Source organism: Bradyrhizobium sp. dw_78 (assembly GCF_018449525.1).
In the GTDB taxonomy this organism is placed as follows: domain Bacteria; phylum Pseudomonadota; class Alphaproteobacteria; order Rhizobiales; family Xanthobacteraceae; genus Bradyrhizobium.
Window position 1 is genome coordinate 104,489 of the sequence record NZ_JAAVUS010000013.1, and the last position, 24,166, is coordinate 128,654.

Annotated in this window: 22 protein-coding genes and 1 tRNA gene; 6 read left to right on the forward strand and 17 right to left on the reverse strand. The window is 62.9% G+C overall.

The annotated features are described in order from the left end of the window. Window positions 1-3: 3 nt before the first annotated feature. The 5 genes from HB630_RS26120 to tesB all read right to left on the reverse strand — a co-directional run bounded on the left by HB630_RS26120 (window position 4) and on the right by tesB (window position 5,196). Window positions 4-1,218 carry an aminotransferase class I/II-fold pyridoxal phosphate-dependent enzyme gene (locus tag HB630_RS26120; RefSeq protein ID WP_213775595.1) on the reverse strand — a complete coding sequence of 405 codons (1,215 nt, stop codon included), beginning with the start codon at window positions 1,216-1,218 and terminating at the stop codon, window positions 4-6. A 253-nt stretch (window positions 1,219-1,471) separates the two neighbouring features. Further along, window positions 1,472-2,980, reverse strand: coding sequence for an ammonium transporter (locus HB630_RS26125; RefSeq protein ID WP_213775596.1), 1,509 nt, complete (start codon window positions 2,978-2,980; stop codon window positions 1,472-1,474). A gap of 44 nt (window positions 2,981-3,024) precedes the next feature. Next, window positions 3,025-3,363: a P-II family nitrogen regulator gene (locus HB630_RS26130; RefSeq protein ID WP_028348349.1), complete on the reverse strand. Its 339-nt coding sequence runs from the start codon at window positions 3,361-3,363 to the stop codon at window positions 3,025-3,027. 367 nt (window positions 3,364-3,730) lie between these two features. Then, on the reverse strand, window positions 3,731-4,069 hold the full coding sequence (locus HB630_RS26135) for a P-II family nitrogen regulator (protein WP_213775597.1): 339 nt from the start codon (window positions 4,067-4,069) through the stop codon (window positions 3,731-3,733). A gap of 266 nt (window positions 4,070-4,335) precedes the next feature. Then, entirely contained in the window at window positions 4,336-5,196 is an 861-nt protein-coding gene (tesB, locus tag HB630_RS26140; protein WP_213775598.1) for an acyl-CoA thioesterase II, read from the reverse strand. Window positions 5,197-5,401: 205 nt separating this feature from the next. On the opposite strand from tesB, the gene HB630_RS26145 reads away from it, so the two are divergent. After that, window positions 5,402-6,622, forward strand: a complete 1,221-nt coding sequence (locus HB630_RS26145; RefSeq protein ID WP_213775599.1) for a ubiquinone biosynthesis hydroxylase — start codon at window positions 5,402-5,404, stop codon at window positions 6,620-6,622. Window positions 6,623-6,671: 49 nt separating this feature from the next. Here HB630_RS26145 and HB630_RS26150 read toward each other — a convergent pair whose 3' ends face one another. The 4 genes from HB630_RS26150 to trxA form a co-directional block, all read right to left on the reverse strand. Continuing rightward, window positions 6,672-7,610, reverse strand: coding sequence for an alpha/beta fold hydrolase (locus HB630_RS26150; protein ID WP_213775600.1), 939 nt, complete (start codon window positions 7,608-7,610; stop codon window positions 6,672-6,674). Between the two features lie 3 nt (window positions 7,611-7,613). Next, a complete protein-coding gene (locus HB630_RS26155; RefSeq protein WP_213775601.1) occupies window positions 7,614-7,811 on the reverse strand; it encodes a Trm112 family protein in 198 nt (65 codons plus the stop codon). Window positions 7,812-7,934: 123 nt separating this feature from the next. Beyond that, the gene (locus tag HB630_RS26160) at window positions 7,935-8,612 is read right to left on the reverse strand and encodes an LON peptidase substrate-binding domain-containing protein (RefSeq protein ID WP_213775602.1); all 678 of its coding nucleotides are present in this window, start codon (window positions 8,610-8,612) and stop codon (window positions 7,935-7,937) included. A gap of 129 nt (window positions 8,613-8,741) precedes the next feature. Next, complete coding sequence (trxA, locus tag HB630_RS26165) at window positions 8,742-9,665, reverse strand: thioredoxin (protein WP_213775603.1); 924 nt, start codon at window positions 9,663-9,665, stop codon at window positions 8,742-8,744. Between the two features lie 383 nt (window positions 9,666-10,048). On the opposite strand from trxA, the gene HB630_RS26170 reads away from it, so the two are divergent. After that, window positions 10,049-10,123, forward strand: a tRNA-Gly gene (locus HB630_RS26170). A 216-nt stretch (window positions 10,124-10,339) separates the two neighbouring features. Here HB630_RS26170 and cpaB read toward each other — a convergent pair. Beyond that, complete coding sequence (gene cpaB / locus HB630_RS26175) at window positions 10,340-11,164, reverse strand: Flp pilus assembly protein CpaB (RefSeq protein WP_213775604.1); 825 nt, start codon at window positions 11,162-11,164, stop codon at window positions 10,340-10,342. A gap of 403 nt (window positions 11,165-11,567) precedes the next feature. Between cpaB and HB630_RS26180 the strand changes: the two genes are divergently transcribed. Both HB630_RS26180 and HB630_RS26185 read left to right on the forward strand, forming a co-directional pair. Next, on the forward strand, window positions 11,568-12,827 hold the full coding sequence (locus HB630_RS26180; RefSeq protein ID WP_213775605.1) for a PQQ-dependent sugar dehydrogenase: 1,260 nt from the start codon (window positions 11,568-11,570) through the stop codon (window positions 12,825-12,827). Window positions 12,828-12,923: 96 nt separating this feature from the next. Further along, window positions 12,924-13,505, forward strand: a complete 582-nt coding sequence (locus HB630_RS26185) for a c-type cytochrome (protein ID WP_213775606.1) — start codon at window positions 12,924-12,926, stop codon at window positions 13,503-13,505. Window positions 13,506-13,554: 49 nt separating this feature from the next. On the opposite strand, the gene panE is transcribed toward HB630_RS26185, so the two are convergent. From panE to HB630_RS26205, 4 genes are all read right to left on the reverse strand, one after another. Then, window positions 13,555-14,475 (reverse strand): 2-dehydropantoate 2-reductase, encoded by a 921-nt coding sequence (panE, locus tag HB630_RS26190; protein ID WP_213775607.1) that lies wholly within the window; start codon window positions 14,473-14,475, stop codon window positions 13,555-13,557. A 158-nt stretch (window positions 14,476-14,633) separates the two neighbouring features. After that, on the reverse strand, window positions 14,634-15,371 hold the full coding sequence (locus HB630_RS26195; protein ID WP_213775608.1) for an SDR family oxidoreductase: 738 nt from the start codon (window positions 15,369-15,371) through the stop codon (window positions 14,634-14,636). Window positions 15,372-15,502: 131 nt separating this feature from the next. Next, entirely contained in the window at window positions 15,503-16,111 is a 609-nt protein-coding gene (locus HB630_RS26200; protein WP_249781059.1) for a 2-hydroxychromene-2-carboxylate isomerase, read from the reverse strand. 78 nt (window positions 16,112-16,189) lie between these two features. After that, window positions 16,190-16,816 carry a DUF2239 family protein gene (locus HB630_RS26205; protein ID WP_213775609.1) on the reverse strand — a complete coding sequence of 209 codons (627 nt, stop codon included), beginning with the start codon at window positions 16,814-16,816 and terminating at the stop codon, window positions 16,190-16,192. 144 nt (window positions 16,817-16,960) lie between these two features. Between HB630_RS26205 and HB630_RS26210 the strand changes: the two genes are divergently transcribed. Further along, window positions 16,961-17,626 (forward strand): glutathione S-transferase, encoded by a 666-nt coding sequence (locus HB630_RS26210; protein WP_213775610.1) that lies wholly within the window; start codon window positions 16,961-16,963, stop codon window positions 17,624-17,626. 128 nt (window positions 17,627-17,754) lie between these two features. Here HB630_RS26210 and HB630_RS26215 read toward each other — a convergent pair whose 3' ends face one another. Further along, window positions 17,755-19,056 (reverse strand): MFS transporter, encoded by a 1,302-nt coding sequence (locus HB630_RS26215; RefSeq protein WP_213775611.1) that lies wholly within the window; start codon window positions 19,054-19,056, stop codon window positions 17,755-17,757. Window positions 19,057-19,174: 118 nt separating this feature from the next. Beyond that, on the reverse strand, window positions 19,175-20,899 hold the full coding sequence (gene ggt / locus HB630_RS26220) for a gamma-glutamyltransferase (protein ID WP_213775637.1): 1,725 nt from the start codon (window positions 20,897-20,899) through the stop codon (window positions 19,175-19,177). Window positions 20,900-21,038: 139 nt separating this feature from the next. Between ggt and HB630_RS26225 the strand changes: the two genes are divergently transcribed. Then, the gene (locus tag HB630_RS26225; protein ID WP_213775612.1) at window positions 21,039-22,427 is read left to right on the forward strand and encodes an MFS transporter; all 1,389 of its coding nucleotides are present in this window, start codon (window positions 21,039-21,041) and stop codon (window positions 22,425-22,427) included. A gap of 82 nt (window positions 22,428-22,509) precedes the next feature. Here the strand turns inward: HB630_RS26225 and purH are convergent, their stop codons facing one another. Further along, on the reverse strand, window positions 22,510-24,102 hold the full coding sequence (gene purH, locus HB630_RS26230; protein WP_213775613.1) for a bifunctional phosphoribosylaminoimidazolecarboxamide formyltransferase/IMP cyclohydrolase: 1,593 nt from the start codon (window positions 24,100-24,102) through the stop codon (window positions 22,510-22,512). Window positions 24,103-24,166 lie beyond the last annotated feature (64 nt).

A 24,166-nucleotide genomic window follows, 5' to 3' on the forward strand; every position in this document is an offset into this window, starting at 1 on the left:
CGACTAATCCAGAGTTTCGACCAGCCGGTGCAATGCTTCGGCTGTTGTTTCACTGTCTGCCACCAGCGCCAGGCGGATATAGCCGGCGCCGGGATTGAAGCCGTCAGGTTGCAGGCGGGCCAGATAACTTCCAGGCACTACGCGCACGCCGGCATCCCGGTAGAGTTTTACTGTCGCCGCTTCGTCGCCGCCGCACGCCGATACGTCGAGCCAGACGCAAAAGCCGCCGGCGGGGCGATGATAGCCGTAGCGGTTGCCGAGAATCTGGTCGGCGAGATCGAACTTGATGCGATAAAGCCTGCGGTTCTCCTCGACATGCGTTTCGTCGCCATAGGCTGCGATCGCAACCTGCTGCAGCGGCACCGGCACCTGGGGCGCGGCGACGTTGCGCAATTCGTGAAACAGGCCGAGAAACTTCTTGTCCCCGGCGGCGAAGCCGACCCGCATGCCCGGCAGGTTCGAACGCTTCGACAGCGATTGGAACGCGACGACATTGGCAAAGTCTGGCCCGGCGCATTCCAGTGCGCTGCCCGGCGCGTCCTTGGTGTAGATTTCCGAATAGCACTCGTCGCTCAGAATCATGAAGCCGAAGCGGTCAGCGAGCTGTTTCAGCCGGCTGAAATAGGCGCGCGAGGCCACCGCGCCTTGCGGGTTGGCCGGCGACGCGATGTAGATCGCAACGGTGCGGGCGAGCGTGGCGTCGTCGAACGCCTCGAGGTCGGGCAGGAATCCGTTGGCGACCGTGGTCGGCAGGTAGATGGGTTCGCAGCCGGCGGCACGGGCGCCGGCGCCATAGGCGGGGTAAAATGGATTGGGCATCAGGATGGCAGGCCGGCCGTTGCGCTTATCGACGCAGCGTGCGGCGGTCAGCGCGGCGAAGAACAGGCCTTCGCGGCTGCCATTCAAGACCAGAATTTCGCTGTCCGGATCGATTCCGCGCGGCAGATCGAATCGGGTGGAGAGCCAATTCGCCGCCGCCCGCCGGAACGGTTCGATGCCCTTGGCGATGGGATAGCGGCCGAAATCGGCGATGTATTTGGCCAGCACCGGGCCGACGAATGCCGGGACAGGGTGCTGCGGTTCCCCCAAGGACAGCGTAATCAACGGCTTAGCTGGCTGGTACGGTGCCAGGAGCTCGGTCAGTCTGGCGAATGGCGAGCGTTCGCTTTCCTGGTGGCCGATGCCTTGCGGCGCGCGAGATGAAGCGGTCATTGCCATGTGGGACGCAATACTCCAGGGACGGCGCAGTTCAGGGGGCCAGCCGGAAACAGACCAGACCACCATAGATACGGCGAGGTTAAGGCGCGATTAACCATCGGTCGCCGGCGTCAATCCAGCCTTTAAATCTAGCTCAAAAAGAAAGGGGCCCCAGCTTGCGCTGGAGCCCCTCAACGGTCGGGGCATTGCCGGGTATGTGCCCAAACCGTAGCTCTGAACGCGGCCCCCTAGGGGGCGCGCGTTCCGGGAGAACTTACATGTTGTAAGCGCGCTCCCCGTGATCGGTGATGTCGAGACCCTCGCGCTCTTCTTCGATCGAGGGACGCAGGCCGACGATCACGTCGACGATCTTGTAGAGGATCGCCGAGCCGACGCCGGACCAAACCAGCGTCGCACAGACCGCTTTGCCCTGCGCGATCATCTGGGTGACGAGGTCATAAGTGCCGGCGTTGTTGCCGGTGATGTTGGTGTAGTCGGTGATGCCGACGCCACCGAGCGCTGGATTGACCAGGATGCCGGTGCCCAACGCGCCGACGATTCCGCCGATGCAGTGGACGCCGAACACGTCGAGCGCGTCGTCATAACCCAGCGCGTTCTTCACCGTAGAGACGAAGAACAGGCAGATCGGCGAGACGATCAGGCCGAGCACCAGTGCGCCGATCGGGCCAGCGAAACCCGAAGCCGGCGTGACGGCCACGAGACCGGCGACCGCGCCGGAGCAGATGCCCAGCAGCGATGGCTTGCCCTTGACGATCCATTCGCACAGCAGCCAGGACAGCGCCGCACCTGCGGTGGCGACCATGGTGTTGACGAAGGCCAGCGCCGTGGTGCCGTTGGCTTCCAGGTTCGATCCGGCGTTGAAGCCGAACCAGCCGACCCACAGCAGCGAGGCGCCGATCATGGTCATGGTCAGCGAGTGCGGAGCCAGCAGGTCCTTGCCGTAGCCGGTACGCTTGCCGACGATCAGTGCGCCGACCAGACCGGCAATGCCGGCGTTGATATGCACGACCGTACCGCCGGCGAAGTCGAGGGCGCCAGCGCCGGCGAGCCAACCGACCGAACCGGTGACCTCGTCGAGCTTGGCCTGGGCCGCTGTCTTGGCCGCACCATCCGCCGCGGCGGCCAGCGCCTTGGCAGCATTCGCGATGTCATCGGGAGCGGCGACGTACCAGACCCAGTGCGCGATCGGGAAATAGATGAAGGTGACCCACAGCAGGATGAACAGCATGCAGGCCGAGAATTTGATGCGTTCGGCAAAGGCACCAATGATCAGGGCCGGTGTGATCATCGCGAAGGTCATCTGGAACACGAAGTAGGCGAGTTCCGGAATCACCACGCCATTGGAGAAGGTCGATGACGTCGAGTTGGCATCGATGCCGTGCATGAAGGCTTTGCCGAAGCCGCCGACATAGGCCGTCATGCTGCCGCCGTCACTGAAGGCAAGCGAGTAGCCGTAGATGGTCCAGATCACGCCGACCATGGCGACGATCGCGAATACCTGGGTCAGGATCGAGGCCATGTTCTTGGTGCGGACGAGACCGCCATAGAACAACGCAAGGCCGGGGACCGACATCATCAAGACGAGCGCGCTGGAGACGAGCATCCAGGCGGTATCGCCCTTGTTGGGGACGGGCGCAGCCGCCGCAGCATCGGCCGCGGGGGCAGCCGTCTGGGCAAGTGCAGTATCGACGAAACCTACGGCGCAGAGCCCTGCTATTGCGAGGACTGCCCATCCCGCGCTGGTGGGACGCTTAAACGTCATTTGTTCAACTCCTGATTTTTGAAAATTGGTGAGCGCGAGATTGATTAGAGTGCTGCGGCGTCTGCCTCTCCCGTGCGGATGCGAACCGCATGGTCGAGGTTGATGACGAAAATCTTGCCGTCGCCGATCTGTCCGGTCTTGGCCGCCGATGTGATGGCGTCGATGGTCTTGTCGACCTGGTCCGAGGCGATCGCGACCTCGATCTTGATTTTTGGCAGGAAGCTCACCGCGTATTCAGCACCGCGATAGATTTCCGTATGGCCCTTCTGCCGCCCGTATCCCTTGACTTCCGTTACCGTGAGACCGTGAACGCCGATGGCGGTCAGGGCATCGCGGACTTCCTCGAGCTTGAATGGCTTGATGATCGCCATAACAATTTTCATGGGTCCTATCCCCGCTTGGGCCCGGATCAGACGAGACCGGGCGTTTCGACTGAGGTTCACCACGCGGAGCGATTTCACGACGCGGGCACAGCCACCGTCCATAGAATCAAATGCCGTGCCAGAACGGGCATGTTGCCTAACGGATTATGAACGCGGGCGTTTTCGTACTTTGCAGGGCTAGGACGAAACTGCGTTATTCGGTCGCGCCTAAAGTCTAGTCATGCCCGCCCAAAACACGGGCATGACAGACTCCCGACATAATCATGCCCACGCGGAGAGCACTCCGGAGGTATCAAGATGGTGGATCATTGCAAGGCGTCGCCATACTGCAAGATATCGAGGCCTTAGGGGATGTTGCAGTGGGATCTTATAGCGCGTCGCTATCGGTCTCGCCGGTCCGGATCCGAAGCGCATGATCGATCGGCGTGACAAAGATCTTGCCGTCGCCGATCTGGCCGGTACGGGCGCTGGTGGTGATGACCTCGATCGCCTTGTCGGCGAGGTTCGACGTCACCGCGATCTCGATGCGCAGCTTCGGCAAAAAATTCACGATATATTCGGCGCCGCGATAGATTTCAGTATGGCCCTTCTGGCGGCCGTAACCCTTGACCTCGGTCACGGTCATGCCGTTGACCCCGATCGCCGAAAGCGCCTGGCGGACTTCGTCCAGCTTGAAGGGTTTGATGATGGCAACAACGAGCTTCATGGTCAGGCCTTCGTTTCCCAGGATTCCGAAAGGGTATAACACCCGGACTGGCGGGATCGACAGCCCTGCTCCCAAGTCTGGCATCTTTCTGTGCGAATGGCATAAAAAATTTGCAAGCCCAATTGAAAAACGATCGGGCAGATGCGCTCTGCCCTATCCATTCGCTTTTTAAAATGCCTAAATAACAGGCGGCGTGCCTTTAGCGCTGATTAATCCGGGCTTGGCGGCCCGCTTCCGGCCAGCGAATGGTTACCTGGATGATGGTGTCACCGCCGTTCGCGCACCGAGCCTTCCTGGGCGACGGAAGCCACCAGCGTGCCGTCGGGCTTGAAGATCAAACCGCGAGCCAAGCCACGGCCGCCTTGCGCGCTTGGCGAGTCCTGGGCGTAGAGCAGCCACTCGTCGGCGCGAAACGGCCGGTGAAACCACATCGCGTGATCGAGGCTCGCCGGCATCATCCGCTTGTCGAACAGGGTGCGCCCATAGCGCGCCATCGCGGCGTCCAGCAGCGAAAAGTCCGACGCATAGGCCAGCGCGCACAGATGCAATGCGGGGTCGTCGGGCAATTTCGCAGCGGTCCTGATCCAGACATGGATGCGGCCGTCCTCGATCTTCTGGCCGAAATAGCGGCCGAGTTCGACCGGACGTAACTCGATCGGGCGGTCGGATTCGTAATAGCGGCGGACGAAGTCCGGCATTTCGCGAAACATCGGCTGTTTTGCGAGCTCCTCGGCCGTGAGCTTTTCCGGCGGAGGAACGTCGGGCATTTTGTCCTGATGATCGAAAGCGCCCTGTTCTTCGACGTGAAACGACACCATGATCGAGAAGATCGCGTTGCCGTGCTGGATCGCGGTGACCCGGCGGGTCGAATAGCTCTTGCCGTCGCGCAGCCGTTCAACCTCATAGATGATCGGAATCTGGGGATCGCCCGGCAGGATGAAATAGCAATGCAGCGAATGCGGCAGGCGGCCTTCGACGGTGCGGCATGCCGCCACCATCGCCTGTCCGATCACCTGACCGCCAAATACCCGCTGCCAACTGGTTTTGGGGCTGTTGCCGCGGAACAGGTTCACCTCGAGCGGCTCGAGGTCGAGGATGGAAATCAGGTCGATCAGGCCTTTGGACATGAAAGCGCTTTCGGTGACATCGACGAGCCGTCAACTATCATAATCGTCATTCCGGGGCGAAGCGAAGCTTCGAACCCGGAATCTCGAACTTCCGGGTTCGCGCAAGTGCGTGCCCCGGAATGACCGTTATACAACCTCTTGCTTCGGCCTTCGGTTTCGCCCAGCTATACTCTCTAGGCAAGTGAATGAGTAAGCAGGTCTAGCCATGTCGACACAGCGAAGCATTGTCATCGGCGGCGGCGCGTTTGCGGGGCTGGCGCTGGCGCTGGCGCTGCGTCAGGGCCTGGGTGCCGAGATCCCCATTATCGTGGCCGATCCGGCGCTGGCGAACCGGCCAAGCCGCGATCCGCGCGCCACCGCCATCGTTGCGGCATGCCGCCGGCTGTTCGATGCCATCGGGATCTGGGGGCAGATCGCCGAGGGAGCGCAGCCGATCCTCGACATGGTCGTCACCGATTCCAGGCTGGAAGATGCAACCCGTCCGGCATTCCTGACATTCGCAGGCCAGGTCGAACCGGGCGAGCCGTTTGCCCACATGGTCGAGAACCGGCACCTGATCGATGCGCTGGTCCGGAGCGCGGAAGCCGCGGGCATCGATCTGCGGGCTACCGCGGTGACCGACTTCGCTGTGCGTCCGAATGGCATCGACGTGACGCTGTCGGACGGTAGCGTGATCGAGGCCAGCCTGTTGGTGGCGGCCGACGGCGCGCGCTCGAAACTGCGTGAGCGGGCCGGCATCGCTACCCATGGCTGGGAGTACGACCAGTCCGGCATCGTTGTCACCGTCGGCCATGAGCGCGATCATCACGGCCGCGCCGAGGAGCATTTCCTTCCCGCGGGTCCGTTTGCGATCCTGCCGCTCACGGGAAAGCGCTCGTCGCTGGTCTGGACCGAGAAGCGCGACGAAGCCGCGCGGATCGTCGGCCTGAGCGAAGACGAATTTCACAGCGAACTCGAACGGCGTTTCGGGCTGCATCTCGGCGAGGTCAAGGCGCTCGACACGCCGCGCGCGTTTCCGCTCGGCTATTTCGTCGCGCGCTCGTTCATCGGCGAACGGCTGGCGCTGGTCGGAGACGCCGCGCACCTGATTCATCCGATTGCAGGGCAGGGCCTCAATATGGGTTTGAAGGATGTCGCGGCGCTTGCCGAAGTCATCGTCGATGCCGCCCGGCTTGGCATCGATCCCGGCCAGGCCGACGTGCTCGATCGCTATCAGCGCTGGCGGCGGTTCGATACCGTGGCGATGGGGGTTGCGACCAATTCGCTCAATCTGTTGTTCTCGAACCGGTCGGCGCTGCTGCGGACCGTGCGCGATATCGGGCTCGGCTTGGTCGATCGTGCGCCGCCATTGAAGAGCTTGTTCATCCGTCAGGCGGCTGGCCTTGCGGGCGAGGTGCCGCGCCTGCTCAGGGGCGAGGCGCTGTAGGCAGCAGAGTAAGACGTCGTGAGGAGCGGCCGATACGGCTGCTCAAGGATCATCTTGCTTCGCCGGCGAGGATAAAATCCGTCACGGAATCGATCAGACCGGGATCCAGCACCCGTTCGGGCTGGTTGTAGGCCGCGAAATCATCCGCGTCATCGGTGACGTCGACCAGCACGTGATTCATGTCCGGCAGCCACACCGTCTTCGCCACCGGCGAGGCCGCGCCGAGCGCAATGAAATCGACGCGCGCGATCTGCAGGTCGCGGCCGCCGGCGATAATCAGCGTCGGCGCGTCGATCTTTTTCAACGGGTCGATCGGATCTTCCGCGAAGGCGGAAGCCATGCCCGGCTGCATCGACGGGTCGATCGCCAGTCCGCGCGGTGGCGGGTCGACGATCTGTCCCGCCATGATGGCGTCGATGGCGGTTGCGATCGGTGCGTAGACGTCCGGCGCCAGCTTTTTCTCAAGCTGGTCCTTGATCAGATCGCCCTGCCGCCGTGCCGCGGTCGCCAGCAGTACCAGACGGTCGACCGGCAGGCGGCCCGCGGTCAGGATCGCCACCAGACCACCCTCGCTGTGGCCAACCAGGGTGACATGCGAAAATTGCCGGCTGCCGCGCAGGTAATTCACTAGCGCCGCGGCGTCGTCGACATAATCCTTGAAGCGGAAATCCTCCGGCCGGCCGAATTGCGGCTTCCATCCGCCGGCGCCGCGCTTGTCGTAGCGGAGTGTCGCGATCTTGTGCGCGACCAGCGCGTCCGAAAGCTTCTTCAGGGTCGCAGGTTTGAGCTGCGGCCCATTGCCGTCGTGGTCGGTCGATCCGGATCCCGCGATCAACAAGGCGACAGGCGGACGCTCAACATCGGGTGGTGTCGTCAGCACGGCGTCGATGGCGCCGACACGAATTTGGCTTTCTGTGGCGGACGCGCCGATGGCCATAACCGAAAGGCCGAATGCCGCGAGCACCAGGGCGATCGTCCGGACGCGCATCGGCTAGTCGATCTTCCGCGCCTCTTCCGGCAGCATGATCGGGATGCCGTCGCGGATCGGATAAGCCAGCTTGGCCGAACGCGAGATCAATTCCTGCCGCGCCGCGTCGAATTCGAGCGGGCCCTTGGTGATCGGGCAGACCAGGATTTCCAGAAGCTTGGGATCGACGGTGCCTTCCGGGCGCTCGGGCGGGGCGGTCATGGTTGTAGTCTCCGGCTGGATCGGTCGAGGCTGTAGCATATTCGCCAGGCGAATATAGCGATAAGTCCGTGGCCGGAAGTGCGTTGCTAAATGCGTCAATACCGATGATCGGCGGCTGAATCCCTACTGCAGCGGCGGGTCGCCGCCGCTGGTGCGCTTTTTCGCCAGATCCATTTCCGTGACCGCGACCAGGATCTCGGCGCGGGTTTTCAGGTCGGGCGCCTCCAGCATCGCCTGTTTTTCCGGCGGCCCATAGGGCGACATCATGGCCAGCGCGTTGACCAGGGCTTCGTTCGGGGCGCTTTCGACGCCTTCCCAATCGACCTTGAGATTGTTCACCTTGAGGAAATCCGTCAGCACGGACAGCAAGGCCTCGCGATCGACGGCCTCCTCACCCTTGCGCGCGGTGAAATCGTCGATATAGCGAAAATAATCCACCTTGCACTGCCGATAGGAGGTCAGCACGTCGATCTCCTCGACCACCCTGAACCGCGTGATGCCGGTCAGCTCAAGGATATAACGGCCATCGCCGGACTCCGCGAGCTGGGTGATGCGGCCGACGCAACCGACACGAAACAGCATCGGCTTGGCTTCATTGGCCGAATGGGTGGTGTCCGGCTGGATCATGCCGATCAGCCTGTGGCCGTCGCGAAAGGAATCGTCGACCATCGCCAGATAGCGCGGCTCGAAGATATTGAGCGGCATCTGGCCGCGCGGCAGCAACAGCGCGCCGGCGAGCGGAAACACCGGGATCACCTCGGGAAGCTCACCGGGTCCGCGATATTCGGCATTGATCGGCATGGGCGATCCCCGGTTAGAGCATGATCCGGAAAAGGGGGCCCGGTTTTCCGAAAGGATCATGCCCGGATAAGGAGATATGGAGCGGGACGGCGACGTGAAGAAAACCCATCCCGCTCCAGCGAAGTGTTTTCAGGAGAACAAGATTGTCGACAGCCGCTTTCGGCCCTCGATGGTGGCTTCATCCGCGCCGCCCCAGGCCTCGAAGAACTGCACCAGCTGTTTGCGCGCGCCGTCGTCGTTCCATTTGCGGTCGCGCCTGACGATCTCGAGCAGTTGCTGGGTTGCCTCGGTGCGTTTGCCGCTGGCGTTGAGCGCGGTCGCCAGATCGAAGCGCGCCTGATGGTCGAGCGGGTTTGCCGCGACTTTCTGTTCCAGCTCGGTCACTGGCCCGACCGACTTGGCCTGCTCGGCGAGATCGAGTGACGCCTGCACCGCCTTGACCGCGGCGTCATTGCGTTTCGATTCCGGGACCATGGCGAGCGTCTGCTTGGCTTGCTCGATGGCACCGGTCGCGACATAGCATTTCGCAAGTCCCGCGAGCGCCGCGATATTGGTGGCGTCGGCCGCCAGTACCTCGGTATAGATCTGCGCGGCCGCCGCCGGATCGCCCTCCGCCAGCACCGCTTCGGCCTCCTGCAGGATTTCCGCGATATCGGGCTGACCCGCGCCCGGCATGGCCGATGTCAGCTTGTTGATGAAGGCTGTGACCTGGCTTTCCGGAACCGCGCCCATGAAACCGTCGGCGGGCTGGCCGCCCACGAACGCGATCACTGCCGGGATCGACTGGATCCCCATCTGGCCCGGAATCGCCGGGTGCTCGTCAATATTCATCTTGACCAGCTTGACCTTGCCGTTGGCGGCGCGGACCGCCTTTTCGAGGATCGGCGTGAGCTGGCGGCAGGGGCCGCACCACGGCGCCCAGAAGTCGATCAGCACCGGCTGGCGCTTCGACTCCTCGATGACGTCCTTTACGAATGTCTGGGTGGTCGTTTCCTTGATCAGATCGACCGCGGCGTTTGGCGCCGGTCCATTGCCCTGCTCAATGATCGTCACGAAAGCCTCGCCTGATGTGTGGGGGATTGGACCTCATCCTAGCACGGCCCTGCCCGGTGGTTCAGAAAGTTCTGTTCCCTAAGTGGCGGGTGGTCCGCAAATTTCAATCGGTTCCCTGGCCGTCGCGCCGTTTCGCCGCGAACCCTCCGCGAAAGCCCCGTGATCGATAAAACCGCCTGGCCAAGGCGGTCCTGAAAGGCGGTCATGACGATATTTACCGGCAGCAGGGCCACTATCGGCGCCATTCCGTGCGGATTTGGCGTTTTATCGCCGATATCGGGCGGAAAGACCGATTCCATACCTTCGCAGGGCTGTTGCATTCGGGGTCCGCATTTGGCATAGCTCTGCCCGTTGTCGGCGGGATCGCCGCCAGCCTATCGGATGCGGGTGTAGCTCAGGGGTAGAGCACGACCTTGCCAAGGTCGGGGTCGAGGGTTCGAATCCCTTCGCCCGCTCCAATACCTAGCCGGATTTTCCCCCTCCGGCGAAATCTCCCAGGGTTCTGGAAAACGTCGCCCGGCGCGCAGCACGTCAGGCTGCCAACGTCGCGGATGATGACGGCGAGGGTTACACCCTGATCGACGAAGAGGCTGAGGGCGAAGACAATTCGCCAGCGCCTGTCTTCGCCGGATGGAGCGCGCTTAAAGCCTGCGCGTCTGTGGGCCGTTGGAGCTTTACCGCTTCCCGCAAGAAGGGTCGCAAACCAAAATCTCTTGTTGGCCGCTCGTACCCCGATAGACGGTGACTAGTCTGTCGTCCTGGCTGTCGTTGTCCTTGGCCGCAACGCGAGCCTTACTGTCGGCGATGCTGCGGAGTGCCAGCGATATGGTGCCGCTCAGGCGCGCCTTTGTCAGAATCGCCACGTCATCGCGCGTCAATTCCAGCGTGGCCGTTTTTCCCAGCACCGCATTTTGGCCGTCCTTTTCCTTGGGGGCCTGATCGATAGCCAGAACGCGTATATTGCTCAGAACGACTTGCGACGTGACCATGTCAACCGAAGGGGCGTCGGCACTCGATGTCGCTTTTTCATGCTTCGATAGCACGACATCCACCCGATCATTGGGCAGAATAAAGCCGCCTGCGCCGGTTTCCGGGCTTATATCCGTTGATACCGCGCGCATGCCGGTTGGCAGAATGGCGGCCATAAAACCCGATCCATCCGCCTTGACCAGCTTCTGTTCGCGGATCGGCTCGCCCGCGATGAAGGGCGCGCGAGCGATCGACCCCGTCAGTTGCGTCATGGCTTCCGGACGATCGTTGCGGCGAATGAAACTGCTGCTCGCCGTTGATTCAGTCCACGTCTGCCATTGAAGTGCGTCCGGCGCGATCTTCTGGCCGAGCACAATGTCGCCCTTCGCAACCAGAACATCGACAGTTGGCAATTGAGCGACGGGCGCGGCAGGGGCTGGAGGTTTACTGTCCGATCCGCTGACGAGGTAAGCGGCAATGCTGCCCGCGCAGAGGGCTATTCCCAGAACGATAACGCGGGCACGATTCATAAATTTTACTCACGCAATAACGCCGGGCGGAATGACCGCCGCCACAATCCGTAGTTAACCAGCCATAAGTCAAAGCTAGGTTAATCGGGGGTATCAGATAATCCTGATCTCCAATCAGGATGCGATGGATCTCGCGGCCGTCGCCCGAACCGGCATCTTGCAGCGATGCCGCAGCGCAACGCGCACGGAAATCGTCTCGGACGAAGGCTGCCCGGAGAAACTTCTTCCCAAATTCATGGTGACGTCATGGAGCCGCGCGGCGCGCTTCCACAATGAAGCTTCTCTCCCGCAATGAACGTGCTAACATTTTGCGGTCGGATCATTTCATCCAGACCAAACTTCGTCTCGAAGCCTTCAAAATAAATAATGCAAGCAGCCGCATGGCTGCACAGGGAGTGACGCGATGAAATCGATGTTCAATCGATCTGTTCTTGCGCTCGCAGCAATCGCTGTTGTTGCGGGGGCCGCCCAGGTCAAAGCCCAGCAAAAGCTTCACAACTATCAGTCGGGCAGCAAGGAATTCTGGACGCATCCGCCGGATGACTGGTTCCTTGGCGACGAAACCGAGACGCAAAAGGGCCTTGCGCCGCCATCGGGCCCGCCGACCGGATCGTCGGATGCCGAACTCGCGGCGCTGATCAAGAAGATCAAATTGCCGCCGGGCTTCAAGATCGAGGTCTGGGCTCCCGGCGTGCTGGCCGCGCGGCAGATGGCCTGGGGCGACAAGGGCACGCTGTTCGTCGGCTCGTTCGGCCTCGGCAACGTCTATGCCATCACCGACAAGGACGGCAAGCGCGAGGTCAAGACGGTCCTCAAGGGCCTGAACATGCCGACCGGTCTCGCCTTCAAGGACGGTGCGCTATATGTCGTCGCGGTCAACAGGCTGATCCGGTACGACAACGCGGAAGCCAATCTCGATCATCTCGGTGACGGCACCGTGGTCTATGACGACATGCCGTCCTATGCGGCGCATGGCTGGAAATATATCGCGCCGGATAAAGAAGGCTGGTTCTATATTCCGTTCGGACCTCCCTTCAACATCGGCATGCCGCCGACCAGCGTGTCGCAGATCCGCCGCGTCGATCCCAAGAGCGGCAATGCCGAATTGGTGGCGCTCGGCGTCCGCAACAGCGTCGGCGGCGATGTCGATCCGCGCAGCGGCAAATACTGGTTCACCGAAAACGCACGCGACTGGATGAGCGACGACATGCCGAGCGACAAGCTCAACATGATCTCGCGGCTCGGCGAGCATTTCGGCTATCCCTATTGCCACCAGGGCGACACGCCCGATCCGAAATTTGCGATGGGCCACAAATGTTCGGAATTCACTCCGCCGGTGCTCAAGCTCGGCGCGCATGTGGCCCCGCTCGGCATGAAGTTCTATACCGGCGACCAGTTCCCCGCCGATTACAAGAACAACATCCTGATCGCCGAACACGGCTCCTGGAACCGGCATAAATACCAGGGTGGCCGGATCGTGCGCGTGATCGTCGATCCCGAAGGCAAGAATCCCAAGCAGGAGGTGTTCGCGTCCGGCTGGATCGAAGGCGACCAGGGCTATCTCGGCCGGCCGGACGATATCATCCTCGCCAAGGATGGTTCGATCCTCGTCGCCGACGACTGGGCCGGTGCGATCTACCGGATCAGCTACAGCAGGAAGTAAGCCTGCAAGGTTCCGGGCTGCGGCTGCTTTAACAGGCGGCCGCAGCTTCTTCTATGTCGTCTCGTGCCCGGCGATGATGAGAGATAAGGAGTCGTGATGCGAGCCGCTTTGGCCGGGATGCTGTCAGTTGCAATGATCTGCGGATCATTCGCCCACGCCGCCGACATCGCTGCCGGCAAGGAGAAAGCTGGGCTTTGCGCCGGCTGTCACGGCGAGAACGGCATTTCGCAGACCGAGAATATTCCCTCGCTGGCGGGGCAGCAGGATCAGTTCATCCAGTGGCAGCTGGTCTTTTTCCGTGGCGGCGCGCGCAAGAACGAACAGATGCAGCCGATCGCCGAGCAGGTCGGCAACGAGGACATCCGCAATCTCGGCGCCTATTTCGCCTCGCTCACGCCGCCCAGGGATCCGAAGCCCGACGACAATCCAGATCTGTCCGGGAAAGGCGCGGAGGCCGCGGCCGGCCGGCGCTGCGCCTCGTGCCATACCGATTCATATGCGGGAACGAAAGCTGTCGCCCGTATCGCCGGCCAGCGCGAGGAATATCTCGTCAAGGCGCTGCACGACTACAAGTCCGGTGTGCGGACCGGCGGCGCCGGAGCCGCGATGACGGATGTCGCCTATCCCCTGAGCGACGAAGAAATCACCGCGCTCGCGCATTATCTCGCGCATTTGTAACCATTGGCTGTCCCGGCGGTTGCCGGGACAGCCACAAGATCAAGTGCAACTACGCGCGCAGCTTCTCATAGGCCTTGAGATGGGTATAGGCGGTGCGCAGCTTCGGCACCGGCACCTTGGCGGCATCGCCGCGGGCGATCAGGTCGCCGACCACATGGTCGGCCTCCACCTGTGCGCCCATCTTGATGTCGCGGAACATCGACGCTGTCAGCTGCGACCCCTCCGTGGTGAGCATGCCGCGGCTGCGCTCCAGGAACGGCGCCCGCGGCGCATGGCCCTGCGCGCCGGCGATCGCGCTGATTTCGTCGAGCATGCCGAGGATAAAATCCCTGCCGCCGGGAGCGGCCAGGATGATCCCGACCGGGGCCCGCATCAGGCTGGTGGAAGCTGCAAGCGTCGCCAGGAACGTCCACTTTTCCCACATATCCTGGATGATGTTTTCGCTGGCGGCCGAGCCGAAATTGCCGCTGGCGAAGACCTCGGCGATGGCGCGAACCCGATCCGACACGGTGCCGTCGCGCTCGCCGAAAGTGAGCGACTGCATCGGCTGGAGCTGGATCACTTCGCGTTTGTCGTTCAGCGTCACCGCGATCGCGCACAGTCCGCCGAGCACGCGCTCGCGGCCGAATTTCTTGTCGAGCACGTCGAGATGCAGCATGCCGTTGAGCAGCGGGACGATGGAGGTCTGAGGCCCGACCGCGGGTGCGAACGACTTGATCGCATCCTCGAGATCGAACGCCTTGCAGCTCAAGAGAACGACGTCGAATTTTTCGTTGAGCGTATCGGCCTGAACGGCCGGCGGATTTTTCAGCGTCACGTCGCCGTTCGGGCTCTTGATCACAAGGCCGGCGGAGGCGAGCTCGGAGGCGCGCCGCGGGCGAACGAGAAAGGTGACATCGCGGCCGGCCTGCAGCAACCGCGCTCCGAAATATCCGCCGATGGCGCCGGCGCCGACCACTAGAATACGCATTGTTCAGTTCTCCTGCGTTGGCGACCCCGTTTCCCGGGGCCTTACGTCCTTGTCATGCCCGGCCTCGCGCCGGGCATCCACGTCTTACTCTGCCAAGCGGAAACAGATGAGACGTGGATGGCCGGGTCAAGCCCGGCCATGACGGATAAGTCAAAGAGCTACCATTTTTCTCCGAACGGGCGGATTTCGAGTTCGAAGGTCCAGGCGCTGCGCGGTTGCTGGTAGAGCTGCCAGTAGGAGGCGGCCACCGAGGCCGGCGGCATCAACAGGTCCGGATTGTCGAGCGCTTCCTTGCCCCACAGCTTTTCCCGGCGCTCGCGCACCCAGGCGGTATCGACGCCGGAATCGATGATCAGATGGGCGACATGGATGTTCTTTGGGCCGAGTTCGCGCGCCATCGCTTGCGCCACCGCGCGCAATCCGAATTTGGCGCTGGCGAAGGCCGCAAAGCCGCTGCCGCCGCGAAGAGAGGCGGTGGCGCCGGTGAAGAAGATGTTGCCCTTGCCGTGCGGCAGCATCAACCGCGCCGATTCCCGGCCGGAAACAAAGCCGGCCCAGCACGCCATTTCCCAGACCTTGCGGAACACGCGGTCGGTGGTTTCGAGAATCGGAAAATTGACATTGGCGCCGACGTTGAAAATCGTGACTTCCAGCGGCGCATGCTTGTCGGCATCGTTGAGAAAAGCCACAACCTCGTCCTCTTTTCGGGCGTCGAGCGAACGGCCGAAAATCGTTCCACCGGCGGCCTCGACGTCCTTCACCAGCGGTTCGAGCTTTTCGCCGTTGCGGCGTCCGGCGAACACCGTAAAGCCTTCAGCGGCGAATTTCTTCGCAATCTCGGCGCCGATATAATCGCCGGCGCCGATCACCGCGACGGTCGCGTTGCGTTTTTCCATGATGCGTACTCCGCTCTCCTCGTCCTGAGGAGCGGCGTCTTCGCCGCGTCTCGAAGGATGAGACCATAAAGGCCACATGGTTCGAGACGCCGCGCGATGCGCGGCCCCTCACCATGAGGATTTACCTAAGGCTATTTCCCCGAGATCAATTCCTCGACCTCGCGCAACTGTTCCTTGCCGAAAAACATTTCCTTGCCGACGAAGAAAGTCGGCGAGCCGAACGCGCCGCGTTCGACCGCCGCCTGGGTATTCTCGATCAGCCTGGCCTTGATGTCGGGCTCCTGCGCGCGGGCGAGCAATTTGGCCGCGTCGAGGCCGGATGCGCCGAGCGCCTTGGCCGCCACTTCCGGGTCGTCCATTTTCTTCGGCTCGACCCACATGTGATGAAACGCCGCTTCGACATATGGCTCGAACACGCCCTCGAACTGCGCGGCGATCGCGGCACGCATCAGATGCAGCGTGTTGACGGGAAAAAACGGATTTGCGGTGTAGGGTCTGACGCCGAAACGTTTGACGAAGCGCTCAGTTTCGATCGCGTGAAACTCGCGCTTGTTCTTGATGCCGGCCAGCGTTTCGGCCGGCGACTTGTTGTTGGTGGCCTTGAAGACGCCGCCCAACAGGATGGGGACATATTCGAATTTTACGCCGGTGCGCTGTTCGATCGCCGGGATCGCCTCGTGGCTGAGAAAGGCGTTGGGGCTGCCGAAATCGAACATGAATTGCGGGGCGGTCAGGCTCAACGGCGGTCTCCCTCGGACAGGATGGTTCTTATATGATCCTTATCATTCCAACCAGAATATCGGTTCACAGTTTCGGGATCAACCGGCGAGCGGCAGTGTTTCCCGGCGAAAGGTCCGGTTTGCAAGGCTGGCGGCATGATCGCGCACGTCCACGGGCCAAGGCGCGATCAATTCTCCGAAACGGACCGGGTCCGGCGCGAACAAGGCGCGGATCGCATCCTCGAAATGCGGCTTGTTGCCGGCCATCACCGACATGAAGCGGTAGGCCGCGTCCTGGGCGGCGCGGATGCGATCCCGGTCCTCGCCGCTGCGCCGGGCCTGATCGACCAGCCTGCGGATCGCGACCGACGCGCCGCCGGGCTGGCCGGCCAGCCACTCCCAGTGCCGCGGCAGCAGCGTGATCTCGCGCGCCACCACCCCGAGTTTCGGGCGGCCGGGGCCGCGGTTTGGCGGAATGTCCGGCGGGGCATCGCCTGGGATCGGTGTCGCGCCGTGAACCGGCAGGCGGGCCAGCACCTCGTCGAGGCTGCCGCGAAGGTCGAACTCGACCTGCTCGCTGGTCGCGCCATCGAAAACCAGAACCGAGGCGTCCGTTCGCTGTTCGAGCATCTCCTTCGCCGCGCGGGCGACCTCATGAAGGTCGCCGGCGGCGATCCGGCGGTCGCCTTCGAAAGCCAGATAGGCAGCATTGGAGATCGGATTCATAGAAAGCTCCTCGTTACGTAATTGAATATTACCCGGATAAATTACCGGCGTCAATAAACTCCGGGTAATATCAAATCGAGAAAAGCTCGACTTTACGCCCGACGGCGGGCGCGACCCTGATCGTGTCAAGCCGGGGGACTCGCCATGCTCACCGTCCACCACCTCAACAATTCGCGCTCGCAGCGCGTGTTATGGCTCCTCGAGGAGCTGGGCGTGCCTTACGAAATTGTCCGCTACCAGCGCCTGCCGGACATGCGGGCGCCTGCGGAATTACAGGCGATCCATCCGCTCGGCCGGTCGCCCGTCATCACCGACACCGGCAACACCATCGCGGAATCGGGCGCGATCGCCGAATATGTTCTCGATGCCTATGGCGAGGGGCGTCTGATTCCGCCGCCCAAAACGCCGGAGCGGCTGCGCTTCACCTATTGGCTGCACTACGCGGAGGGCTCCGCGATGCCGCCGCTATTGTTGAAACTGCTGTTCACCTTGATGCCGAGACGCGCGCCGGCGCTGTTGCGGCCTTTGGTGCGCAGGATATCCGGCCAGGCGCTGACCGCGCTGGTCGATCCGCAGCTTAAACAGCACATGGCGTTCTGGGAAAGCGAACTCGGCAAAAGCCAATGGTTTGCCGGCGATGAATTCACCGCAGCCGACATCCAGATGAGCTTTCCGCTCGAAGCCGCCGCGGCGCGCGCCGGGCTCGATCAAGGCCATCCCAGGGCGATGGCGTTTCTCGAACGTATCCACGCGCGCCCGGCCTATCAACGGGCGCTTGAAAAGGGCGGGCCTTACGCTGTTGGACGCTGACGCGTCCTGCGTAAGGCTTTCCTCGAGAGTCTACCGTAGCGGTTTCGAGCGAAAGCCTGCCCCGGACTTGGATAGCGGGGCGGCTTCCGGTTCGCGTGCCAAAAACGCGTCAAACGAAAAGAGAGACTCTAGCCGTCCGCATGCAGGATGCGGCCGCGCGTTTCCGGCAGTGCGAATGCCGCCAGGAAGAACAGGCAGTAAGCCGCCGTGGCGAAGATCGCGATGGCATTGGCAAGCGACGTCGAGCTGGAAAGCATGCCGACCAGATAGGGAAATAAGGCGCCGATGCCGCGGCCGAAATTATAGCAGAAGCCTTGGCCCGAACCGCGCAGCCGAGTCGGATAAAGCTCGGTCAGAAAGGCGCCGACCCCGGAGAAATAGGCCGAGGCGAAGAAGCCGAGCGGAAAGCCCAGCACCCACAGCACCTCATTGGTCAGCGGCAGCTGCGTGTAAACCAGGACGATGGCAATGGCGCCGAGCGAAGTATACAGGAACAGCTTGCGCCGGCCGATCCGGTCGGCGAGCCACGCGCCGGCCAGATAGCCGATGAAGGAACCGATGATCAGCGCGGCGAGATAGCCGGTCGAGCTGACGATCGAGAGCTTGCGTTCGGTGGTGAGAAAGCGCGGCACCCAGAACGTGATGGCGTAATAGCCGCCCTGACATCCCGTCACCGCCAGCGACGCCAGGATGGTCGTCTTGAGAATGGGCCTGCTGAAGATCTCGTGCAGCTTCGGCCGGACACCGCTTGCGTTCTGCCGCGCCAGCGTGGCCGCGGCGACCTCCGGTTCTTCTACATAACGGCGCAGGAAGAACACCAGCAACGCCGGCAGCGCGCCGACCGCGAACATCCAGCGCCAGGCGGTTTCCGGCGGCAGCCAGGAGAACAGGACAGCCTGCGCCAGCACGGCAAGGCCCCAGCCGACCGCCCAGCCCGATTGCACCGAGCCGACCGCGCGGCCGCGATATTGCGGCCGGATCGACTCGCCCATCAACACCGCGCCCGCGGCCCATTCGCCGCCGAAGCCCAGGCCGAGCAAGGTGCGGGCGATCAGGAGCTGATCGAAATTCTGCACGCAGGCGCAGATCAGCGAAAATACCGAGAACCACAGGATCGTCAGTTGCAGGGTTTTGACGCGGCCGATGCGGTCGGCCAGATAGCCGCCGAGCCAGCCGCCGACCGCGGAGGCGAGCAAGGTGAGGGTGCCGGCAAATCCGGCCGTGCCGGCGTCGACCTTCCACATGGCGATGAGGGTGCCGATCACGAGCGGATAGATCATGAAATCCATGCCGTCGAGCGCCCAGCCCGCGGCGCATGCCCAGAACGTCCGCCGCTCCGGCGAATTCATATCGCGGTAAAACGCGAGAAGGCTGGAATCGGCGATCGGGGCGATTTCGATCGTGCCCGACGGTTCGGTAGTGCTGCTCATGATGACGTGTCCCCCAAGAAAATCTGTAGCCGGCGCCGCTTGCTTACGGGGCCAGCCTTTGCGGATTACGCCAAATTGAGGTCAGTGGGCAATGCGTCATCAGACCAATGTATGATTTCTATTCTCCAACGGCGGCCGCCCCGCGGGTCCGTGGATCGGGTGCGCCGGACAGCCCGTTCTCGGTCACGGCGATCGAATTGGCCGAGGTCTGGCCCATCGGCTCGACCACGGTGTGTCCCTTCGCCCTCAGCGCCGCGAGGACGTCGTCGGAAAAACCGCGTTCGACGCGCACTTCATCCGGCAGCCATTGATGGTGCAGCCGCGGCGCTGCAACCGCGTCCTCGACGTCCATATGGTAGTCGAGCACGTTGACGATGACCTGCAGCACCGTCGAAATGATGCGGCTGCCGCCGGGCGATCCCGTCACCAGCACCGGCTTGCCGTCCTTCAGCACGATGGTCGGCGACATCGAGGACAGCGGCCGTTTTCCGGGACCGGGCAGATTGGCTTCAAATCCCACCAGGCCATAGGCGTTGGACGCGCCGGGCGCCGCGGTGAAATCGTCGAGCTCGTTATTGAGCAGCACGCCGGTGCCCTCGGCGACCATGCCGACGCCGTAGCTGAAATTCAGGGTGTAGGTGTTGCTGACCGCATTGCCGCGATCGTCGACGATCGAAAAATGCGTGGTGTTGTCGCCTTCATGCGGCGGTGTTGCCGAGAGCGCGTCCGTCCACGGCGTGGTGCGGTCGGGATCGATGCCGGCGCGCTGCCTGGCGGCGTAATCCTTGGAAATCAGCGTCGCCACCGGCGCGTTGATGAAAGCGGGGTCGCCGAGATAACGGGCGCGATCGGCATAGGCGCGCTTCATCGCTTCGATCAGCAGATGCAGCGAAGGCGCCGAGCCTTGTTTCATCGCGGGCATCGGAAAGCCTTCGAGGATATTCAGCGTCTCCAGCAGCACGACGCCGCCGGACGAAGGCTGCGGCATCGAGACGATGTCATAGCCGCGATAGCTGCCGCGCACCGGCGTGCGAACGACCGCCTGATACGACTTCAGATCGTCCAGCGTCATGATGCCGCCGGCGTCGCGAACGCCTTTGACCAGCTTCTCGGCAACCGGGCCCTCGTAAAACCCCCGTGGGCCTTGCGCGGCAATGGCGGTGAGCGTTGCCGCCAGATCGCTCTGCACCAGCCTGTCGCCTTCGCGCAGGGAAGTGCCGTCGGGGCGCGAGAATATCCGTGCCGAGGCCGGCCAGCGCGCCAGCCGCCGATACCACTCCGGCAGCGTGTCGGCGCCGTCGTCGGCGATGACGATACCGTTGCGCGCGAGATCGATCGCGGGCCGAAGCAGGTCCGACAGCGTGAATTTCCCGGAGCCGTATTTTTCCAGCGCCAGCGCCAGTCCCGCCGGCGTGCCGGGGACACCGATACCGAGCGCGGAATCGCGTGATTTTGCCGGATCGGGTTTGCCGTCGGCCCCGAGGAAAATCCCGGCCATGGTTGCCGCCGGCGCGGTCTCGCGATAATCGATGGCGACATCCTCATGGCGATCGGCCGAATGAATGATCATGAAGCCGCCGCCGCCGATATTTCCGGCGCGCGGGTAGGTCACGGCCATCGCAAAACCGGTCGCGACCGCCGCATCGACCGCGTTGCCGCCGCGTTTCAACACGTCCGCGCCGATTTGCGCCGCCGTCTTCTCTTGTGCGACCACCATGCCATGCGCGGCGGCAACGGCATGCAGCGTGCCGGAGGCGGGTGGCGTATAGAAGCCGCGGCGCTGTTCCTGCGCGGAGGCCGGCAGGCAAAAGCCGATAATGAACAGGATTCCCGCGGCGATCATTCGACGCCGGGCCGTCAGGAAATGGGTCATCAAAATTTCGCCTCGGGTTAACGTCACGAGATACGCCGCCCCGAATGCTATAGGGGGCAGTTCCCGCAGGCAAAACGCCTCCGCGTGATAGAGCAGGACATTTCAGAGCATGGCGACGATCACGGCGGACGCAGGCAGCGCAGGTCTGCATCAAAAATATCCACCGCGTGCCGCGGTGGTGAGCTGGATCTTCTTCGACTGGGCGGCCCAGCCCTATTTCACGCTGATCACCACCTTCGTGTTTGCGCCCTATTTCGCGACCCATATCGCCGCGGATCCCGCAAGCGGGCAGTCGTTGTGGGGCTTTGCCACCGCGGCGGCGGGTCTTTTGATCGCCCTGATGTCGCCGGTGCTGGGCGCGATCGCGGACGCCAGCGGCCGCCGCAAGCCGTGGATCGCGGCGTTCGGCGCGCTGTTGGTGATCGGCTCCTGCCTGATGTGGTTCGGCAGACCCGGTGATACCAGCGTGATTCCGCCGCTATTGGTCGCCTACGGGATCGCCACCGTCGGGGTTGAGTTCGCCACCGTCTTCAACAATGCGATGATGCCGACGCTGGTGCCGCCGGAGAAGATCGGCCGGTTGTCCGGCACCGGCTGGGCCACCGGCTATATCGGCGGCATTCTAAGCCTGATCCTCGTGCTCGGCTTCCTCGCCGCCAGCCCGGAAAGCGGGCGCACGCTGTTCGGCTTTGTGCCTCTGTTCGGTCTCGATCCCGTCACCCATCAGGGCGATCGCATCACCGGGCCTTTGACCGGCATCTGGTTCATCATCTTCGTGCTGCCGATGTTCCTGCTGACGCCGGATTATCCGGCCAAGAGGCCGTTGCGCGCGGCGCTGCGCGAGGGATTGATCGAACTGCGCGACACCTTGCGCGATTTGCCGAAGCAAAAATCACTGGCGGCGTTTCTGCTCGCCAACATGATCTACACCGACGGGCTGGTGTCGCTGTTCGCTTTTGGCGGCATCTACGCCGCCGGCACTTTCGGCTGGAATACGATCGAAATCGGCACCTTCGGCATCATCCTCGCGATCGCCGGCACCTTGGGCGGCTGGCTCGGCGGCAAGCTCGACGATGCGTTCAGTCCGAAATATGTGATCGCCGGCAGCATGTGCATGCTGCTGTTTGCGGTCGTGGCCATCCTGCTGGTGCAGAAGGACAGCGTGCTGTTCGTCAAGGTGACGCCGCCGGTGCCGGGTGGCGCATTGTTCGCGTCCGCCGCGGAGCGCGCTTATCTGGTGCTCGGATGCCTGATCGGCGCGGCCGGCGCCCCGTTGCAGGCGGCGTCGCGCTCGCTGTTGATCCGGATCGCGCCGAAGGGCCGCATCGCACAGTATTTCGGCCTGTTTGCGCTGACGGGGAAGGTGACGTCGTTCATCGGTCCCTTGCTGATCGGCGCGATCACGGCGATCACCGCCAGCCAGAAAGCCGGCATGGCCGTGCTGGTATTGTTCTTCGTGACGGGATTGGCGCTGCTGACGCGGGTGAGGGACAAGTAAGATTATCACCGTCATTCCGGGGCATCGCGTAGCGATGAACCCGGAATCTGGAGATGATACGGTGCGGAATGACGAATAGTCATCAATGCCTGAAATGCCTGACACCAGTAAGCACCATGGCGATGCCGTGCTCGTCGGCGGCCTTGATGACCTCGTCATCGCGCACCGAGCCGCCGGGCTGAATCACGGCGGTGGCGCCAGCCTCGATACAGGCCAGCATGCCGTCGGCGAAGGGAAAGAACGCGTCGGACGCGACCACCGAGCCTTTCGTCAGCGGCTCGGCCAGTTTCAATGCGGCGGCGGCGTCCTGCGCCTTGCGCGCGGCGATGCGCGCCGAATCCACCCGGCTCATCTGGCCCGCGCCGATTCCGACGGTGGCGAGATCCTTCGCATAGACGATGGTGTTCGACTTCACATGCTTGGCGATCCGGAACGCAAATTTGAGATCGCGCAATTCGGCTTCGGTCGGCGCGCGCTTGGTCACGGCCTTCAGCGTCATGTCATCCACCACGGCGTTGTCGCGGCTCTGCACCAAAAGGCCGCCAGCGACGGTCTTCGCGGTCAGTCCCGCGGCGCGCGGATCGGGCAGTCCGCCGGCCAGCAACAGCCGCAGGTTCTTCTTGTTGGCAATGATGGCGATCGCTTCCTCGGTCGCGTCCGGCGCGATGATGACCTCGGTGAAGATTTCGGTGATGGCGCGCGCGGCCGCCGCATCCAGCATGTGGTTGACGGCGACGATGCCGCCGAAGGCCGAAGTCGAATCGCAGGCCAGTGCCTTGCGATAGGCGCTGACGAGATCGGCGCCTTCGGCGACCCCGCAAGGGTTGGCATGCTTGACGATGACGCAGGCCGCGGTGCGCGCGGGATCGAATTCCGCGATGCATTCATAGGCCGCATCGGTGTCGTTGATGTTGTTGTACGACAGCTCCTTGCCTTGCAGTTGCCGCGCCGTCGCGACGCCGGCCCGTTTGTCGGGCGTGCGGTAGAACGCCGCCGTCTGGTGCGGATTTTCGCCGTAGCGCAGCGCCTGGATCCGCCGTCCGCCGAAGGCACGATAATCCGGCGCCTCGGTCTTGAGTTCGTTGGCGAACCAGTTCGAGATCGCGGCGTCATAGGCGGCGGTGCGGGCGTAGGCCTTGGCGGCGAGACGGCGGCGCAGAAACAGCGTGGTCGCCCCCTTGTTGGCGGCGAGTTCGTCGAGCACGGCCGTATAATCCTGCGGTTCGACCACGACCGCGACATCGTCATGGTTCTTGGCCGCGGCGCGGATCATCGCCGGGCCGCCGATGTCGATATTCTCGATGCATTCGGTGAAATCGGCGCCTTTTTCTACAGTCGCCTCGAACGGATAGAGATTGACCACCAACAGGTCGATTGGCGCGATGCCATGCGCCTTCATCGCGCGGGCATGTTCGGTGTTGTTCCTGATCGCGAGTAGCCCGCCATGCACTTTCGGATGCAGGGTCTTGACCCGGCCATCCATCATTTCCGGAAAGCCGGTCAGATCGGAAACGTCGGTAACCCTCAATCCCGTGGCGGCAATCGCCTTGGCGGTGCCGCCGGTCGAGACGAGTTCGACACCATGGGCCGCCAGCGCGCGGGCAAATTCGATCAGCCCGGTCTTGTCGGAAACGGACAATAATGCGCGGGTGACGTGGCGCAGTTGGTTGGTCATGGGTCGATGTCCTATGGAATAAGGCCGCCGGGTAGCACGGTTTTGCCGGTCACGGAACCGTCAC

Bases quoted from the DNA above. Each gene is read 5' to 3' on its own strand.
- HB630_RS26180 (WP_213775605.1), top strand. From the start codon at position 11,568: ATGAAATCGATGTTCAATCGATCTGTTCTTGCGCTCGCAGCAATCGCT.
- ggt (WP_213775637.1), bottom strand. From the start codon at position 20,899: ATGATCGCCGCGGGAATCCTGTTCATTATCGGCTTTTGCCTGCCGGCC.
- HB630_RS26160 (WP_213775602.1), bottom strand. From the start codon at position 8,612: ATGCCGATCAATGCCGAATATCGCGGACCCGGTGAGCTTCCCGAGGTG.
- purH (WP_213775613.1), bottom strand. From the start codon at position 24,102: ATGACCAACCAACTGCGCCACGTCACCCGCGCATTATTGTCCGTTTCC.
- HB630_RS26135 (WP_213775597.1), bottom strand. From the start codon at position 4,069: ATGAAGCTCGTTGTTGCCATCATCAAACCCTTCAAGCTGGACGAAGTC.
- cpaB (WP_213775604.1), bottom strand. From the start codon at position 11,164: ATGAATCGTGCCCGCGTTATCGTTCTGGGAATAGCCCTCTGCGCGGGC.
- HB630_RS26215 (WP_213775611.1), bottom strand. From the start codon at position 19,056: ATGAGCAGCACTACCGAACCGTCGGGCACGATCGAAATCGCCCCGATC.
- HB630_RS26130 (WP_028348349.1), bottom strand. From the start codon at position 3,363: ATGAAAATTGTTATGGCGATCATCAAGCCATTCAAGCTCGAGGAAGTC.
- HB630_RS26125 (WP_213775596.1), bottom strand. From the start codon at position 2,980: ATGACGTTTAAGCGTCCCACCAGCGCGGGATGGGCAGTCCTCGCAATA.
- panE (WP_213775607.1), bottom strand. From the start codon at position 14,475: ATGCGTATTCTAGTGGTCGGCGCCGGCGCCATCGGCGGATATTTCGGA.
- tesB (WP_213775598.1), bottom strand. From the start codon at position 5,196: ATGTCCAAAGGCCTGATCGACCTGATTTCCATCCTCGACCTCGAGCCG.
- HB630_RS26145 (WP_213775599.1), top strand. From the start codon at position 5,402: ATGTCGACACAGCGAAGCATTGTCATCGGCGGCGGCGCGTTTGCGGGG.
- HB630_RS26205 (WP_213775609.1), bottom strand. From the start codon at position 16,816: ATGAATCCGATCTCCAATGCTGCCTATCTGGCTTTCGAAGGCGACCGC.
- HB630_RS26155 (WP_213775601.1), bottom strand. From the start codon at position 7,811: ATGACCGCCCCGCCCGAGCGCCCGGAAGGCACCGTCGATCCCAAGCTT.
- HB630_RS26185 (WP_213775606.1), top strand. From the start codon at position 12,924: ATGCGAGCCGCTTTGGCCGGGATGCTGTCAGTTGCAATGATCTGCGGA.
- HB630_RS26225 (WP_213775612.1), top strand. From the start codon at position 21,039: ATGGCGACGATCACGGCGGACGCAGGCAGCGCAGGTCTGCATCAAAAA.
- HB630_RS26210 (WP_213775610.1), top strand. From the start codon at position 16,961: ATGCTCACCGTCCACCACCTCAACAATTCGCGCTCGCAGCGCGTGTTA.
- HB630_RS26150 (WP_213775600.1), bottom strand. From the start codon at position 7,610: ATGCGCGTCCGGACGATCGCCCTGGTGCTCGCGGCATTCGGCCTTTCG.
- HB630_RS26120 (WP_213775595.1), bottom strand. From the start codon at position 1,218: ATGGCAATGACCGCTTCATCTCGCGCGCCGCAAGGCATCGGCCACCAG.
- HB630_RS26195 (WP_213775608.1), bottom strand. From the start codon at position 15,371: ATGGAAAAACGCAACGCGACCGTCGCGGTGATCGGCGCCGGCGATTAT.